Source organism: Alteromonas sp. ALT199 (assembly GCF_018619335.1).
Classification (GTDB): domain Bacteria; phylum Pseudomonadota; class Gammaproteobacteria; order Enterobacterales; family Alteromonadaceae; genus Alteromonas.
On record NZ_JAHHDX010000014.1, the window covers coordinates 75,024 to 90,986 of the forward strand.

Sequence of the window (15,963 nt, forward strand, 5' to 3'; positions counted from 1 at the left end):
TATAAAAAAGATTGATAAAAAACATCACTAAGATTCTCAGGGATAGAAAAATGACAGTGCGTTTACTTCTTATTACCTTCATCGTTGCATTTTTACTCTTAGCCTGCTCAAAACAGCCGGGACCTACTGAATCTCAAATTCGTTTGTCGGAAGCAAAAAGAGCACAGTCTGTTTTCATTGAAAAAGCGAACACTATTCTAGACACCAAAGTTAAAGGTATTTTTCTAGAGGATTTAAACCACATTTCTTATGCCAGTGAAATAGCACTTCATGCTAAGCAAGTATTTGTTGACGCAAAAATCAATTTAAAAAGTGAAAGTTTAGCAGCCCTTGATAACCGAATTGCTACTCACGTTAGCATTGCAGGTTTAACGGCTATAAAGCTGTTGCATAAGTCAGTAGACATCACGGAAAGTTTTAAAAATGATATCGAAGATATGCCGTTACAACCTCTAACTAGTAATAGCACATCGACAAGCGATGGCATGGTAAAATTTTTGGCTAAGCAATACAGTGATGATGTCAGTTCATGTTGTATATCTCATTTAAAAGATATAGCCATATTTTTAGGGCAAGTTGACAAATTGGAGCACTACGCTTTAAGGAAAATGATAGCAAATGTCGAGGCTAGATTATCAGATGTGCTAAGACAACCTGAAACAGCAAAAGAATATAAAAAAGAAATAAAAGCGCTTGGTGCTCAATACAAAAAGAGCGACACGCAACCAACGCTTAAGCGTTGAATAATAATTCTAAAAGAAAGAGGCGACAATGGGAAAAACACTAATTGCATGTATGGGTCTAGGCATTGTTAATGCTTCAAGCAGTCCAACCGCTTTAGCACAAACTAAGTACAAGATTGTAGATAATGACGATAAACCGGTAAAAGTAATAAAAGGCGCAGAAAAAGAAACAGTGCTTGTCATTGAAGACGAGTAAAATTTTCTATATCTCGAACACCAAGTATTAATAAATCTCAGCCACTACTACAAAATAACAATGTATCCCTTGAAAGTGGTGTTTTTGGCTTAAAAGTTAATGAAAGTGTAGAAAATATGCTGCGCGTACTTGGCACACCTACATCAACGTATAACGCTAACGAAGACACAGCGCTTCATTCTTATGGGAGAAACCTTTGGGTGTTGACCCATAAAGGAGTGGTAAAAAAAGTAACTACCGAGAACCACTGGCTATCAACAACGCTTACTAATTATATCGCTTTTGATAACCGCTTTAACAGCGAATGGCTTATTGAAGGTAAGGTAGGCTACGAAACTAAAAAAGCAGAACTGTTAAAACAGTTGCCTGAGGGACATCTTTTTAAAAATGGAAGATATCGCCTCACAAAAGATAAGGGAGCTAATGTTAATCTTGATGTAATAATCGATGTAAAAATTATTAATGGTGAAAAGCAGCGGCTAATTAATGGTTTCGAATATGGATATACAGATCTTGCCTTTATTAAAGACTTCGACACTGAAAGCGAAAAAGCGCGTCAATATAATGATGTCATCGCCTTTGTTGACAGTAAGCGTAAAAAGGGCGATACCATAACGTTAGAGCAATTAGATGAGCAGGGTTTTAATCCAATATTTGATGCTTATGCTGATAACGGCGACGTCATTCAAGTATACGGCAACCATCTAGTACTAAACTTTAGTTATGAAGAACTAAGCAAGTTATCCGTTTATGAAAGTGTGTTTAGAAAAAAGCAGCAATTAGCAGACTGGAAATTTGGAGCTCTCTATTTCAAACAACCTAGCACAGAGATAAAAGATCTTTACGGTGAGGAGGTTATGGGTAGCGACGATTATTGGCAGGTTTTCCTAGATGATGCGAAGTATGATCTATATTTTATTGAAAACGATAACGGAACAATGATGCTTTTTGAACTCGAAATGGAGTTTTTCTAAAGACTTGCTGCGAGAAAGGCTAGTATTCAAGTATCTTTCTCGCAGTAGGTGTTTAGCCAAACTTATACCTAATTTACAACTTAGACACAACTAGAGCGACTTCTCCCGCACTTGCTACGGTCGCCGTAAAGCGATAGGTACCTGTTGAAGAAGGTGTGAATTGGAGGTTCTCCGAGCCTTGCTCACAAACTAAATAAACGGTGGAGCCTAACATTACAGGCTGACCTTTATATTTGCCGCCACAGCTCTGTGAGGGCGTCCATTTTGCATCTGATAATCTGAAATCGTAAGGTTGCCCGTCGGCGATAAGTTCAACGTCAACTGTCCAACCTGAACTAGACTGTTTGAACTTGTAGGTAGGATCGGCCTCCCACCAATTAAACACGCCCCTAAGAAACATGTTTTCAAACTGAATGCGTGGTACTTCCGGTGCTATTTCCGGGATCTTAAAGCTTCCACTGCTTGAGCACGCCGACAGCGCTATGCACATAGAAGCAATAGTTAATAACTTTTTCACAGCGTCTCCATTTATAAAAAAGCCCAACGTTAAGGCTGGGCTTTTTGTTTTTCACGGCCTAAAACCGTATTAACTTTTACTAGCCTACGACTTCGCGAGAATAGATATATCCGCGGTAGTAAGGAAAAGTTGCCTTAAAAGCGACAGTAAAGCAAGTCGGTTATTCTTAACCGCATTGTCATCAGCCATAACCATTACGTTATCGAAGAAGTTATCGATTACATTACGTAGCGTAGCAAGGGCTGTAAGGATACGAGTGTAGTCTTGCGAGGGCACAGCGTTATCTACTTCCTTCCGTGCAGCCACCAGATCGGCATAAAGTGCTTTTTCAGCGTCTTCCACTAATAGTGATTCATCAATATTAGCAGTGCTGGTTACGTCAACGTTTTGCTTTGCAAGAATGTTAGCAACACGTTTGTTAGCAGCTGCTAACGCTTCTGCTTCTTCTAAAGCTCTAAATTTATCTACCGCATGGACACGCGCTAAATAATCAGCTGGCTTAGTAGGGCGACGGGCTGCTACGGCTTGGATAACGTCAATGGCGATAGCTTGATCTTGTAAAAGTGCAGTAAATCGACCCAGTACAAAATCCACCACCTGAGTTTGCGTTTCAGCATTCGTTAACTTATCGCCATATACATCTATCGCTTTACTCACAAGCGTTTCAAGGTCCAACGGCAACGATAGCTCAGTAACAATACGTAAAACACCGATTGCTGCACGACGAAGCGCAAACGGGTCTTTATCGCCCTTTGGTAGCTGGCCAATACCAAATATGCCTACTAGAGTATCAAGCTTATCAGCAAGGGCTACTGATGCACTTACGCCAGAGCTAGGAAGTGCATCACCTGCAAAACGCGGCATGTATTGTTCGTACAATGCTTCTGCAACAGGCGCATCTTCGCCGTCATTAAGCGCATAATACTTGCCCATAACGCCCTGAACATCTGGAAACTCCATAACCATGTTCGACATTAAGTCTGTTTTAGCTAGTAATCCTGCTCGTGCTGCTTGTGCTTCATTCGCATCAATTTGAGATGCGATGAATTCAGAAAGAGCAGATATGCGCTCAGATTTTTCTTTAAGCGTGCCAAGCTGCTTTTGAAACAACACGGTTTCTAAGCTTTCAAGACGGCTTTCCAGCGTAGTCTTTTTATCGCTGTTAAAGAAGAACTCGGCGTCTGCTAGGCGAGGGCGGATAACCTTTTCGTTTCCAGAAATAACTTGAGACGCATCGCGACTTTCAATATTCGTAACGAACAAGAAAGTGTTTGAAAGTGCACCATCGCTATCTAGCAGCGGCACATATTTTTGGTCGTCTTTCATGGTATAAATAAGGGCTTCTTTTGGTACTTCTAAGAAAGCCTCATCAAAACCAGCTTGAAGTACAACAGGCCACTCTACAAGAGACGCAATCTCTTCAAGTAAGTCTTCGTTATAATCTGGTGTAAGCGATAAGCTTTTCGCTGCATCTTCAAGTTGTTGGCGGACTGTATCTTTACGAGCCTCAAAATCAGCTAGCACGTATTGTTGCTCTAACGCAGAGGCGTAATTATCAGCATGATCCAGTTCAAAACGACCTTCACCGTGGAAGCGGTGACCCTGAACAACACGACCGCTCGTTAAACCCAGCACAGAAACGTTCACTACTTCGCTACCGTAAAGCACACAAAGGGTATGAACAGGGCGTATAAACTGGGTGTTGTAATTACCCCATCGCATAGGCTTTGGAATAGGCAACTTGCTTACGGCTTGGTTAATCAAGCTTTCTAACAACTCAGCAATAGATTGACCAGGCACATGGGCTTTATGAAGAAGCCATTCGCCTTTATCTGTAACAAGACGTTCTGCATCAGCAACATCTATACCGTTACCGCGGGCCCAGCCTTGTGCTGCTTTGGTCGGGTTTCCATCAGCATCAAATGCAGCGGATACCGCCGGACCGCGTTTTTCAACGACTTTATCTGCTTGACCTTCAGCAAGGCCTGACACGTAAACCGCCAAGCGGCGAGGGGCCGCAAACCAGCTAACTGAGTCAAAGCTTAAGTCAGCTTGGGTAAGCGCAGCTTCAAACTGAGTGGCGAAGGCTTCACCCAAAGTCTTAAGTGCTTTTGGTGGTAACTCTTCAGTACCTAATTCAACTAAACAATTTTCTGTACGCACGCTTATGCCTCCTTGTTACATAGCGGGAAGCCTAGTGCTTCACGTGCTTGGTAGTAGCTCTCTGCACAAGCCTTAGCAAGAGTTCGAACGCGAAGAATATAGCGTTGGCGTTCTGTCACTGAAATCGCGTGACGTGCATCAAGTAAGTTAAATGCGTGAGACGCCTTCATTACCTGCTCATAAGCGGGTAATGGAAGGTTGTTTTCAATAAGCTTTTTGCTTTCGGCTTCACACTCGTCAAAAGTTCTAAACAAGGCTTCAACATTGGCGTGTTCAAAGTTATACGTCGACTGTTCTACTTCGTTTTGATGGAATACATCACCATAGGTGACTTTCCCCATTGGGCCGTCTGTCCATACCAAGTCATAAATACTATCCACACCTTGAACGTACATGGCTAGTCGCTCAAGGCCGTAAGTGATTTCGCCGGTGACAGGCTTACATTCAATGCCGCCTACCTGTTGGAAGTAGGTGAACTGAGTCACTTCCATGCCGTTTAACCACACTTCCCAACCTAGACCCCAAGCCCCAAGTGTTGGTGATTCCCAGTTGTCTTCTACGAAGCGAATGTCGTGAACCAGCGGATCAAAGCCTAACTCTTTCAAAGATCCCAAGTACAACTCCTGAATATTGTCAGGCGAAGGCTTAAGCATTACTTGGAACTGATAGTAATGTTGTAAGCGGTTTGGGTTCTCACCGTAACGACCATCGGTGGGTCTACGGCATGGTTGAACATAGGCGCTACTCATTGGCTCTGGACCTAAAGAACGTAGGAATGTCATAGGGTGAAAAGTACCTGCACCCACTTCCATATCCAGAGGCTGAATAATAACGCAGCCCTGACGCGCCCAATAATCTTGAAGCGCAAGGATCAACCCTTGAAAGGTTTTAATATCGTATTTCTGCATACATCCGCTGCTTATTAGTTAACTGACTTAAAATTAAGGTGGGATAGTATACAATTTGTGAGGCATAGTATGTAGGTGTAAAGGGTGAAAAAACATCACTAATAAAGGCAATATGCCACTTCACAACAAGGAATTAATCTTTAGTCATGACCAATCAAATAAAAACAGAACAAAATACGCCATTACACCGATGCGGTTGGGTGAGCAATGACCCTGTTTATCTGGCTTATCATGACAACGAATGGGGCGTACCTGAGGTAGATAGCCGAGCACTGTTTGCTAAATTATGCCTAGATGGTCAGCAAGCAGGCTTGTCTTGGTTAACTATCCTTAAAAAGCAGCAGAATTTTCAGCGGGCATTTCACCAGTTTGATCCTGAGAAAATCGCAGAGATGGGCCCTGCTGATGTTGAAAGGCTTATGCAAGACACCGGCATAATAAGAAACAAAGTTAAAATAGAGTCGATTATTAAAAACGCGAAGGGCTTTCTAGCGATAGAAGAAACACAACCATTTAGTGAGTTTATTTGGCAATTCACAGATGGTCGAACAGTTATTAATGCGTGGGACGACTTTAAGCAGGCACCTACTTCAACCGAAGCATCCAAAGCAATGTCAAAAGCTTTAAAAAAGCGGGGGTTTAATTTTGTAGGGGAAACGATTTGCTACGCCTTTATGCAAGCGGTAGGTATGGTTAACGACCACGAAGTTGGGTGCCATTGTTATCAGCGTACCTGCGAACTTGCGATAAGGTGAACTAAGCAAAAAATGACCAAGCACATAATAATGTTGGTCATTTTGTAATGTTTGCTAACGCTATAGTTTTTTGCTTTTACAAGCTAACGCAATTTTCTATTGAGCGCCTAAAAGGGTTTCGCAATACGCTTTCAGCGGCGGCAATTCATCCAATACCTTAGATTCGTATTCAGACTCAATTTGCTCGCGTGCGATATCTTGCTTCCTTCGCTCACTCTTTGGTAGTTGCTGTCTTGCTTCTAAAATTGCAAAGCCACTGATTTCAGTGAAAAGCGCATAAACTTGAGGGTACTGTGCTTTGAAATCTGGTGGAGATTTAATGGGAAGGGCATTTAGCAAGTTCACAATGCGAATAACACCTTCTGATAAATCACATTGCTGCTGTTCCATTGCTTTAGCTATCACAATGATACTGTCAGTAATGTTAGCAACGCGAGACTGCCTTGCTGCTTCCTGTCGAGCTTTCTGCTGCTTTAACATAAACAGCAGTTTACCTGCGTAAAAACCGAGCCCAACAATGATTAGTAGTGCAATGCCTGAAAGTACTGCCCAAAGCATGACTCTTTCCCGTATCTATTAATGCTTAAAGTCGTCGATGTTAATAGCGTCTAAATCGCTAAACGGATCCATATCGTCGTCTTCATCATCTTCTTCTACTATGCCAAGCAAATCACAAAGGATGCGATGGCGCGCCATCTTTTCGTCAACATAAGCTTGTTGCTCACGTGTTAGCGGCTTGTCGTCGTCAAGTTTGTCGAGTAAATCCGTTAAACGTTGGTCTGCCTCTAGCGCTGCCAATTCTTGCGCTGGAGTAGCATACTTTTTCTTTTGAGCAGGAGTTGGCGTCACTGCTTTTACAAGCTGAACAGGCTTCTTACTACCGTGGCGCGGATCTTTATTCTCAGCACTCTTTTTACCGGTTACTTTTTTCTGTTCAACATTGTGTCGGCTACCAGCAGGCTTACCTTTATGCTTTTTTGGGCGAGATGAGTCTGATTTACGGTTTTCGCTTGGTTTAAAGTCAGGATCTTTACGAACGCCGATTAGGCCGACTTTACGTGATTTCTTTGAACGTGCCATAATTTCCAAATAACAAAGAGAGTAAAAAAACAGCGCTATTATAGCGCGAATTAGCGTGTACGTATTGATCTTTGGGTGTACTGGATAAAATCAATACGGTAAAAATTAAGTAATAGATATTCTATATCAGCGCTTTCTCAATAAGACAACGTCATTAGCAGGGAAACTAACATCATAACCATCTCTTTCGGCTAAATACTGAAACGTTGTTTCACTGAAAAAGCTCACGTGAGTAATGTCGTTTTTATAGTGCCAATTTGCAAACCGTGTTTTATCGAGCACGCGCTTTGTCATGATGGCAAGAGCGCCGCCAGAAGCCACAAGTTCGTTAAATAACGCCCACTCAACGTGAGGGGCGTGAAAGTGTTCAATGGCTTCGGTGCAGGTTACTAGGTCGTATTCTCGCTCAAGTACCTGTAAGTTAGGTGCATAGAAAGGGTCGTAGGTATTCATATTTACCCCTTCTTCTGTGAGCATGCTTGCTAAAACGGGTGCCGGACCACAGCCAAAATCTAATCCACATAGCTCAGCTTCGCTAGTAGCCTTTATAAAAGGTGAAAGTGGCGTTAAAACCTTTCTTAAAAACTTTCGATAGCCTTCATCTTCGAAACTGTTTTCATGAAGGTCATATTCTTGCTTTTCCATTTCTTTTGACGGTAAGAACTCAGGAGAAACATAAACGAGGTCGCACTGACTACATTGGAGATAGCTCCGCTTTTTATCAGTGTGGTAGTGAGAAGACGTGTTAGCGCTTTGACATAAAGGACAAGACATAAAAAGCAGATAAAAATAGGGGGCTAAAAAAGAAAAAGGCGATGGTTTTCACCATCACCTTACATTGTATGAGTGTCAGATGACACCTCTCCCGTTATACACATCTATGTGTAGCTGGCTTCCCTAGCTGTGCTCCCCTTATTTTTATTGTTAGCAGAGCTGTATTGTTGTTTTTGGCCCTCGTGGCTCTTTATCCCGTCTTCCATGCTGCATTTTTATTATTATTCTTGTTATTTAGTTTGTAGATTTTCAAAGGCACCTACAAACTACGCCGTTAGATTACACGAATAATTTTAAAATACAACTTTTCTGGTAACAAAATTTTAACAACAGTGTGTAAATACGGTGAGGCTTAGTGTAAGCCTGCGATATAGTTAGATAAAATTTCGATATCTTCGTCTGTTAATTTCATCGCAATATCACGCATCATGCCATTCATGTCATTGTGACGTTGACCAGAACGGAAAGCTTTTAACTGAGATGCAGTATAAGTTGCATGCTGTCCACTGATGTCAGGGAAGCCTGCTAGCGCCATACCATTACCTTTAGGTCCATGACAAGCGATACATGCAGTTACGCCACGTGACTCGTCGCCACCTTGATAGAGTGTACGTCCAGCTTCAACGTACTGCTCTGGAGTTTCGCCCGCTTTAGGCTCTTGGCTTGAGAAATAAGCGGCCAAGTCTTTCATGTCTTGCTCTGAAAGTGGGGCTGCCATACCGTTCATTACAGCATTGTTACGACCTTCCTCGCCACCGGTTTGAGAGGCAAGTTTAAATTCGGCTAATTGCTTAACAATGTACTTCTCATGCTGGCCAGCAATCTTGGGGTTCATGTCAATCATGCTGTTGCCATCAGGGCCATGACAGGCTGCACATACTGCAGATTTCGCTTTACCTGCCTCGGCATCGCCTTCTGCTACAGCAGTCGCGCTCAAACCTAAAGACATACACACCAACAAACACAGTTTTTTCATAATAAATCTCTTAAATGGATCCAACGGCTCGCGTGATATACGTGATATCATGCGTATTTTACACATTTAACGCGTCAGAAAAACCTATTCCATGATAAAACTATGGTTTTTAGCTGGTTTATTCATTAAAAAACTGTAAACCAAAGGTCAAGACGCATGTGGAGGTAAGTCTAGATGTCGTATTACACCAAAGCAAAGTTCTTTACGAGTGCACCTGACATTCGTCATTTAAAGAATGATAGCGGAATTGAAGTTGCGTTTGCGGGTCGCTCGAATGCAGGCAAGTCGAGTGCACTTAACACATTAACGCGCCAAAGAAACTTGGCAAGAACCAGTAAAACACCAGGTCGTACTCAATTAATCAATGTATTTGAATTAGAAGAAGACTTGCGCCTTGTCGATTTGCCAGGATACGGGTTTGCAAAAGTCCCGGTTGCGATGAAAAAGAAGTGGCAGGCGTCACTAGGTGAATACCTTCAAAAGCGTAAATCACTAAAAGGCTTAGTGGTACTAATGGATATCCGCCATCCTTTTAAGGATTTAGACCAAGACCTCATTCATTGGGCAGTCGCTTCAGATATTCCGGTACTCGCGCTTCTTACTAAAGCGGACAAACTGAAAAGCGGCAAGCGTAAAGCACAGCTGTTAATGGCCCGTGAAGCTGCTATGGCATTTATGGGCGATGTAACAGTACAAACCTTTTCGTCATTAAATAAACATGGTTTACCAGAGCTTGAGCATATCTTGAATTCTTGGTTCGGAATGGGCAAAAAAGGCGATGAAGACGAATCTGAAAGCGAAGGCCAATAACCTATATTTTGAATCTCACTCACGCTGACTTAGTGCGCTTGAGTTGGGTAGGATGAAGCGCTACAAAAAAGAACGCCCCGCATATAAGCGAGGCGTAAACTGAGAGAAAACACATAAAAACCGTAGATATAGAGTAGTAGGAAATAAAGAAGTTCAGAAAAAATAGAAAGAAATATCATTTTAATTTTTAAGTCTATGATATTTAATGATTATTTATTTTCTACAGATATAAAAAAACCCCGACAAAACTGTCGGGGTTAAAGCAAAGGTTTGAAAACAGCTTTCTCACCTCTGTACCCTACATGCGTAATATTACAACAAAGAGCAGAAAAGGCAAGGGCATTATGTAATTAAATTACCAAATTTAATGAAAATAACCGCACTTTTAATGTTAAAACTGTAATCTAATTACCAAACTAATGAGCTTCATCCCAGTTTTCACCCACGCCAGCCTCAACAACCAGTGGTACATTGAGTGTAGCTGCGCTTTCCATAAGTGCAGTAATAGTAGAGACATAGGTCTCGACCTTGTCTTCTTTAATCTCGAAAACTAACTCATCGTGCACTTGCATCATCATGGTCACATCACCAGATGCATTTTTTGTGATCCAGTCGTCAACTTTAATCATCGCCATCTTGATAATATCTGCCGCCGTACCCTGCATAGGGGCATTAATTGCTGCGCGCTCTGCGCCTTTGCGGCGTGCGCCATTACTCGCTTTAATATCAGGTAAATATAGTCTGCGACCAAATACAGTTTCTACATATCCCTTTTCCTTAGCGCTTTCACGGGTGGAGTCCATATATTCAAGCACACCAGGATAGCGTTCAAAGTAAAGGTCCATATAGTTTTGAGCTTCATTACGGGGAATATTAAGCTGCTTAGATAACCCAAAGGCACTCATACCGTAAATCAATCCGAAGTTAATCGCTTTTGCACTGCGGCGTTGCTCGGTAGTCACCTCATCGAGGGGAGCTCCAAATACTTCAGACGCCGTTGCTTTATGGATATCTTTGCCATGCGCGAACGCATCGAGTAAACCTTTATCACCTGAAAGGTGAGCCATAATCCGCAGTTCAATTTGTGAATAATCGGCAGCGACAAACTTATTGCCTTCCCTTGGAACGAATGCCTGACGCACGCGACGGCCTTCTTCATTTCGAATAGGAATGTTCTGTAAGTTAGGATCGGTTGAAGATAGACGTCCTGTGGCCGTTACCGCTTGGTGATAAGAAGTGTGCACTCGGCCCGTGCGATGATTGATCATCTTAGGAAGTTTATCGGTATAGGTATTCTTAAGCTTGGTTAAACCGCGGTATTCCATGATCTTCTTAGGTAGCGGGTACTCAAGTGCCAGTTCTTGTAATACATCCTCAGAAGTAGATGGCGCACCTTTAGGGGTTTTTTTAATGATTGGCAGCGACATTTTTTCAAACAAAATGTGTTGAAGCTGTTTTGTTGAACCTAAATTAAACGGTTCGCCCGCTTCCTCATGTACTTCGCTTTCAAGCTCGGAAATACGCGTAGCAAGATCTTGGCTTTGCTGACGAAGTCTTTGGCTGTCAATCAGTACGCCTTCTTGCTCCATGCGAGAAAGGACGCACGCAAGGGGAACTTCAACGTCTATCAACAAGTTTTTAAGTTCCGGAATATCTTTTAACTTAGCCCAAATAGCGTTATGTAAGCGAAGCGTAATATCAGCATCTTCCGCTGCATAAGGGCCTGCTTCTTCAAGGCTAATTTGATTAAACGTAAGTTGTTTTGCGCCTTTACCTGCTATCTCTTCAAAATGTATAGTTTTGTGACCAAGATAAGCTAAGGCTAGCGAGTCCATATCGTGACGCTGCGCAGTACTATTTAACACATAGCTTTCAAGCATGGTATCAAAGCCAATGCCGTTTAGGGTAATGTCGTAGTTCGCTAATACGTTTTTATCATACTTAATATGCTGACCTACTTTGATAACATTATCTGACTCCAAAATAGGCTTTAATGCGTCTAGTACAAACTCTCGTGAAAGCTGTGCCGGCGCATCGGGATAATCATGCGCTACAGGAACGTAAGCCGCTTCACCTTCTTCTATACAAAATGAAACACCAACTAATTCGGCATCCATATAGTTGAGGCTGGTGGTTTCGGTATCAAAGGCGATCAGCGCTGCCTTTTCGAGCTTAGCGATCCAAGTGTTAAAGCGCGCTTCATCAAGCACGGTTTCATATTTTGATTTATCTATGTCTACCGACGAACTTTGCTCACTCTCTTGGCCACTGTTGCTATCTTCACTGGTAGTCGTTTCGCTATTTGAGCTATCACCGCCCGCCACTAGCGCACTTACTTCTGTATGCCAGCGTTTAAATTCGTATTCAGCAAACAGATCGCGAAGTTGTTCATTATCGGCTTGGCAAGGCATTAAGGCCTCAACATCATAGTCTAGGTCAAGATCGATGCTAATAGTGGCTAGGGTGTAAGATAGTCGCGCTTGCTCTTCATATTCCTGCATTTTTGCCGCCATAGACTTACTACCTCTAAACGACAAATCTGCAATTTTATCCAGGTTCTTATAAATGTCTTCGATACCGCCAATACCGTTTAATAAAGCCTGTGCACTTTTATCACCTACACCAGGTACGCCAGGAATGTTGTCGACTTTATCGCCTTTTAGCGCAAGGAAATCGATTACCAACTCTGGTGGAATGCCAAACTTAGTTTTTACACCTTCAACGTCCATAAGTTGGTTCGTCATAGTGTTAATTAGGGTTACATGCTGATTAACCAACTGCGCCATATCTTTATCGCCAGTACTGATAACTGTATCAATACCTTTCTCTGTAGCATGTTTGGCTAGCGTACCAATAACGTCATCTGCTTCTACACCCGACTCTACAATAACCGGCAAGCCCATTGCCCTAATGATAGCGTGCAACGGCTCGATCTGACTTCTAAGTTCGTCCGGCATAGGAGGGCGGTTCGCTTTGTACTCTTTATAGATATCGTCGCGGAAGGTTTTTCCTTTGGCATCAAAAATCACCGCCATGTGCGTGGGGTTGTATTGTTTGATCAAGCTTTTGAGCATGTTCACAACACCGTAAATAGCACCAGTGTCTTGGCCCTTTGAGTTGGTTAATGGTGGTAGACCGTGAAAGGCACGGAAAAGATATGATGATCCATCGACAAGAATAAATGGAGGCTTTTTAGAATCTGGCATAGACGGCTATTTTCCAATAAACAATATGAGCGCAAGGATGCCACAGGCTAGGGCAGATCGCCATATTATGAAGGAACATTAAAGTCGATAACTGATAGTATTACTCCTGTGGATAACTTTGTGATCTAAAATTTTAGGCGCAGTGATCCGGATGATCTTTGTCAAGTTAAAGATCACCTTTCAAATCAAGAAAAATAAGGGAATGAGACTAAGGTGTGAAAACAGCGTACCTGCTACTTACCATTCCATTTTATGTGGATAACTCGGTGTACGTTTATTTTTGGTTTAACCAAGTTGGTCAAGTAATGTAGCATAAGCTTTAACATTGTATATACGTATTTATAAGAACTTTTTTTATACAGTTGTGTGAATAATAGCCAAATTTTGAATAAGTAGATGGCATAACGCCTAGGAGGACAATATGAAACAAGTAGCCGTTATATTAAGTGGTAGTGGAGTGTTCGACGGGTCTGAGTTACACGAAGCAGTATTAACGCTTTTGGCTATTGAGCAAGAGGGGGCTTCTTATCAGTGCTTCGCGCCTGATGTAGAGCAGCTTCACGTGGTCAATCATTTAACCGGTGAAGTATCAGAAAGTGAAAAACGCAATGTACTGGTGGAGTCTGCACGTATAGCGCGTGGCGATATTAAGACCGTAACGGAGTGCGACGTTAATGTGTTTGATGCACTAATTTTGCCCGGCGGTTTTGGCGCGGCGAAAAACCTGTGTACCTTTGCTGTCGACGGGGATAAGTGTACGTATAATGAAGAAGTTCTAGCGGTATGCAAGGCATTTGCACAAGCTAAAAAACCTGCAGCTTATGCGTGTATTGCACCTGCATTGGCCGCCAAGGTTTATGGCAATAAAACTAAACTTACCATTGGAAATGATGAAGCCACAGCAGGTGGTTTGAATGCGCTGGGAGCAACTCATGTAGATTGCTCGGTAGATGAAGTGGTTGTTGATAATGATGCAAAGCTCGTAACCACGCCTGCATATATGTTGGCGCAAAGTATCAGCGAAGCAAATGCGAGCATAAGCAAGATGGTTAAAACCGTGCTTGCTATGAAATAGAGAAAAAAGTTTAGGAATTTTGGTTTTTCCTTTCAGGAATGCCTTGCAGTCCTAATGTGCAGTAAGTCGCAACATTGTGGGGAGACAAAGGTTTCCCCTTATTGATTATAGCCCTATAATCAAAATCCTATACGTAACGTATATAGTTTACTCACATCGTTTTATGAAGCTAGATTTGTTTTTTGAAGTTAGTTCAAAAAAGTACATTGTAACTAGGGCCTAACGGTTCTTATGCGCACTATAAAAATAAAGGCATAACAATAATGCACTACCGTGCCATCATACGAATACTTGGGTTATTAATTGCGCTTTTCAGCGTAACCATGATCCCACCGGCAATCGTGTCGTTGATTTATCAAGATGGCAGTGGCCTTCCTTTTACCCTTGCTTTCATATTTTGCGTTATCGGCGGCATGGCATTGTGGTATCCCAACCGTCAGCAGAAAAATGACCTAAGAGCACGAGAAGGATTTCTTATCGTAGCCTTGTTTTGGTCGGTACTGGCAAGTGTGGGTGCAATTCCGCTTATTTTGCTAGAACAACCGAGCATGACTGTAACCGATGCTTTTTTTGAATCATTCTCTGGACTGACTACAACGGGCGCTACTGTTATAGAGGGAATAGATTTTCTTCCTCATTCAGTGCAGTTTTATCGTCAGCAGCTTCAGTGGTTAGGTGGAATGGGTATCATTGTGCTTGCCGTTGCCATACTTCCTATTCTTGGCGTGGGTGGCATGCAGCTTTACAGGGCAGAAACCCCAGGACCTGTAAAAGATAATAAGATGACACCGCGTATTGCCGATACGGCAAAACACTTGTGGTATATCTATCTATCGATAACTATCGCCTGTGCAGGTGCGTACTGGCTTTCGGGGATGAATGTATTTGACGCCATATGCCACGCATTTTCCACCGTAGCTATTGGCGGGTTTTCTAACCATGACGCCAGTTTAGGTTACTTCAATAGTCCCATGGTAAACATGGTGTGCACGGTGTTTTTGCTTATTGCAGCGTTGAACTTTTCATTGCATTACGCTGCTGTTAGCTCCCGCTCTGTGAAAGGTTATTTTAAAGATCCTGAGTTCAAAGCTTTCTTTATAATTCAAGCGTCACTGATTGGCATTTGCTTCTTGGTGCTTACACTATCCGGCTATTACAGCTCTGCAGAGCAAGCCTTAGACCAAGCCATGATTCAGGCTGTGTCTATTAGCACTACAGCTGGGTTTGCTACTACAGATTTTTCGGTATGGCCCACATTCCTGCCCATAATGCTTATTTTTTCCAGCTTTATCGGTGGGTGTGCTAGCTCCACAGGTGGAGGCTTAAAGGTGGTGCGAGTGTGTTTACTGTTTTTACAAGGAAAACGTGAAGTCGACAGGCTTATCCACCCGAAAGCGGTTTATAGCGTTAAGTTTGGCGACCGCGCCATGCCCGACAGAGTGGTAGAAGCCGTATGGGGGTTCTTCTCAGCATACGCGGTGGTGTTTGTGGTAATTATGATAGGTCTGATTGCTACGGGACTAGATAACCTAAGTGCGTTTACTGCAACAGCGGCTATGTTGAATAACTTAGGCCCAGGCTTAGGTAGTGTTGCTGCAAACTATTCTGATGTTACCGATGCCGGCAAGTGGATACTGGTTATAGCGATGGTGTTTGGACGACTAGAGGTATTCTCGTTATTGGTGTTGTTCTCGCCTACGTTTTGGCGAAGCTAATATACGCAGTAAACTGCATCAATAAGCCACTAGTTTTAAATTAAACTTACAAAAAACAAGGACGATAATCA

General features: G+C 42.5%; 15 protein-coding genes. 7 read left to right on the forward strand and 8 right to left on the reverse strand.

Translation table 11 applies throughout. The annotated features are described in order from the left end of the window. Positions 1-11 precede the first annotated feature (11 nt). The 3 genes from KL866_RS01610 to KL866_RS01615 all read left to right on the forward strand — a co-directional run bounded on the left by KL866_RS01610 (position 12) and on the right by KL866_RS01615 (position 1,913). Positions 12-743 (forward strand): hypothetical protein, encoded by a 732-nt coding sequence (locus KL866_RS01610; protein ID WP_251139757.1) that lies wholly within the window; start codon positions 12-14, stop codon positions 741-743. A 28-nt stretch (positions 744-771) separates the two neighbouring features. After that, entirely contained in the window at positions 772-939 is a 168-nt protein-coding gene (locus KL866_RS20090; RefSeq protein ID WP_251139758.1) for a hypothetical protein, read from the forward strand. A gap of 116 nt (positions 940-1,055) precedes the next feature. Next, entirely contained in the window at positions 1,056-1,913 is an 858-nt protein-coding gene (locus KL866_RS01615; RefSeq protein WP_251139759.1) for a hypothetical protein, read from the forward strand. A 73-nt stretch (positions 1,914-1,986) separates the two neighbouring features. On the opposite strand, the gene KL866_RS01620 is transcribed toward KL866_RS01615, so the two are convergent. The 3 genes from KL866_RS01620 to glyQ form a co-directional block, all read right to left on the reverse strand. Further along, on the reverse strand, positions 1,987-2,430 hold the full coding sequence (locus KL866_RS01620) for a hypothetical protein (RefSeq protein WP_025257138.1): 444 nt from the start codon (positions 2,428-2,430) through the stop codon (positions 1,987-1,989). Between the two features lie 84 nt (positions 2,431-2,514). After that, a complete protein-coding gene (gene glyS, locus KL866_RS01625) occupies positions 2,515-4,593 on the reverse strand; it encodes a glycine--tRNA ligase subunit beta (protein ID WP_214992737.1) in 2,079 nt (692 codons plus the stop codon). A 2-nt stretch (positions 4,594-4,595) separates the two neighbouring features. After that, complete coding sequence (gene glyQ, locus KL866_RS01630) at positions 4,596-5,501, reverse strand: glycine--tRNA ligase subunit alpha (protein ID WP_025257136.1); 906 nt, start codon at positions 5,499-5,501, stop codon at positions 4,596-4,598. A 146-nt stretch (positions 5,502-5,647) separates the two neighbouring features. Here glyQ and KL866_RS01635 point away from each other — a divergent pair, with 146 nt between their 5' ends. Next, a complete protein-coding gene (locus tag KL866_RS01635; RefSeq protein WP_214992740.1) occupies positions 5,648-6,256 on the forward strand; it encodes a DNA-3-methyladenine glycosylase I in 609 nt (202 codons plus the stop codon). Between the two features lie 96 nt (positions 6,257-6,352). Here KL866_RS01635 and KL866_RS01640 read toward each other — a convergent pair whose 3' ends face one another. The 4 genes from KL866_RS01640 to KL866_RS01655 form a co-directional block, all read right to left on the reverse strand. After that, positions 6,353-6,814, reverse strand: coding sequence for a DUF2489 domain-containing protein (locus KL866_RS01640; RefSeq protein WP_214992743.1), 462 nt, complete (start codon positions 6,812-6,814; stop codon positions 6,353-6,355). Positions 6,815-6,832: 18 nt separating this feature from the next. Beyond that, complete coding sequence (gene yihI, locus KL866_RS01645) at positions 6,833-7,336, reverse strand: Der GTPase-activating protein YihI (protein WP_025257133.1); 504 nt, start codon at positions 7,334-7,336, stop codon at positions 6,833-6,835. A gap of 126 nt (positions 7,337-7,462) precedes the next feature. Beyond that, positions 7,463-7,981 carry a class I SAM-dependent methyltransferase gene (locus KL866_RS01650; RefSeq protein WP_251139760.1) on the reverse strand — a complete coding sequence of 173 codons (519 nt, stop codon included), beginning with the start codon at positions 7,979-7,981 and terminating at the stop codon, positions 7,463-7,465. Between the two features lie 481 nt (positions 7,982-8,462). Further along, on the reverse strand, positions 8,463-9,086 hold the full coding sequence (locus KL866_RS01655; RefSeq protein ID WP_025257131.1) for a cytochrome c: 624 nt from the start codon (positions 9,084-9,086) through the stop codon (positions 8,463-8,465). Positions 9,087-9,260: 174 nt separating this feature from the next. Between KL866_RS01655 and yihA the strand changes: the two genes are divergently transcribed. Beyond that, entirely contained in the window at positions 9,261-9,896 is a 636-nt protein-coding gene (yihA, locus tag KL866_RS01660; protein WP_214992756.1) for a ribosome biogenesis GTP-binding protein YihA/YsxC, read from the forward strand. 416 nt (positions 9,897-10,312) lie between these two features. Here yihA and polA read toward each other — a convergent pair whose 3' ends face one another. Further along, positions 10,313-13,102: a DNA polymerase I gene (gene polA, locus KL866_RS01665; RefSeq protein WP_214992759.1), complete on the reverse strand. Its 2,790-nt coding sequence runs from the start codon at positions 13,100-13,102 to the stop codon at positions 10,313-10,315. Positions 13,103-13,523: 421 nt separating this feature from the next. Here polA and elbB point away from each other — a divergent pair, with 421 nt between their 5' ends. Both elbB and KL866_RS01675 read left to right on the forward strand, forming a co-directional pair. Next, positions 13,524-14,177 carry an isoprenoid biosynthesis glyoxalase ElbB gene (elbB, locus tag KL866_RS01670; protein WP_025257128.1) on the forward strand — a complete coding sequence of 218 codons (654 nt, stop codon included), beginning with the start codon at positions 13,524-13,526 and terminating at the stop codon, positions 14,175-14,177. 263 nt (positions 14,178-14,440) lie between these two features. Then, entirely contained in the window at positions 14,441-15,892 is a 1,452-nt protein-coding gene (locus tag KL866_RS01675; protein WP_025257127.1) for a TrkH family potassium uptake protein, read from the forward strand. The last annotated feature ends 71 nt before the right edge of the window (positions 15,893-15,963 follow it).

Bases quoted from the DNA above. Each gene is read 5' to 3' on its own strand.
- KL866_RS20090 (WP_251139758.1), top strand. From the start codon at position 772: ATGGGAAAAACACTAATTGCATGTATGGGTCTAGGCATTGTTAATGCT.
- KL866_RS01655 (WP_025257131.1), bottom strand. From the start codon at position 9,086: ATGAAAAAACTGTGTTTGTTGGTGTGTATGTCTTTAGGTTTGAGCGCG.
- KL866_RS01615 (WP_251139759.1), top strand. From the start codon at position 1,056: ATGCTGCGCGTACTTGGCACACCTACATCAACGTATAACGCTAACGAA.
- KL866_RS01675 (WP_025257127.1), top strand. From the start codon at position 14,441: ATGCACTACCGTGCCATCATACGAATACTTGGGTTATTAATTGCGCTT.
- polA (WP_214992759.1), bottom strand. From the start codon at position 13,102: ATGCCAGATTCTAAAAAGCCTCCATTTATTCTTGTCGATGGATCATCA.
- KL866_RS01640 (WP_214992743.1), bottom strand. From the start codon at position 6,814: ATGCTTTGGGCAGTACTTTCAGGCATTGCACTACTAATCATTGTTGGG.
- glyQ (WP_025257136.1), bottom strand. From the start codon at position 5,501: ATGCAGAAATACGATATTAAAACCTTTCAAGGGTTGATCCTTGCGCTT.
- elbB (WP_025257128.1), top strand. From the start codon at position 13,524: ATGAAACAAGTAGCCGTTATATTAAGTGGTAGTGGAGTGTTCGACGGG.
- KL866_RS01650 (WP_251139760.1), bottom strand. From the start codon at position 7,981: ATGGAAAAGCAAGAATATGACCTTCATGAAAACAGTTTCGAAGATGAA.
- yihA (WP_214992756.1), top strand. From the start codon at position 9,261: ATGTCGTATTACACCAAAGCAAAGTTCTTTACGAGTGCACCTGACATT.
- KL866_RS01635 (WP_214992740.1), top strand. From the start codon at position 5,648: ATGACCAATCAAATAAAAACAGAACAAAATACGCCATTACACCGATGC.
- yihI (WP_025257133.1), bottom strand. From the start codon at position 7,336: ATGGCACGTTCAAAGAAATCACGTAAAGTCGGCCTAATCGGCGTTCGT.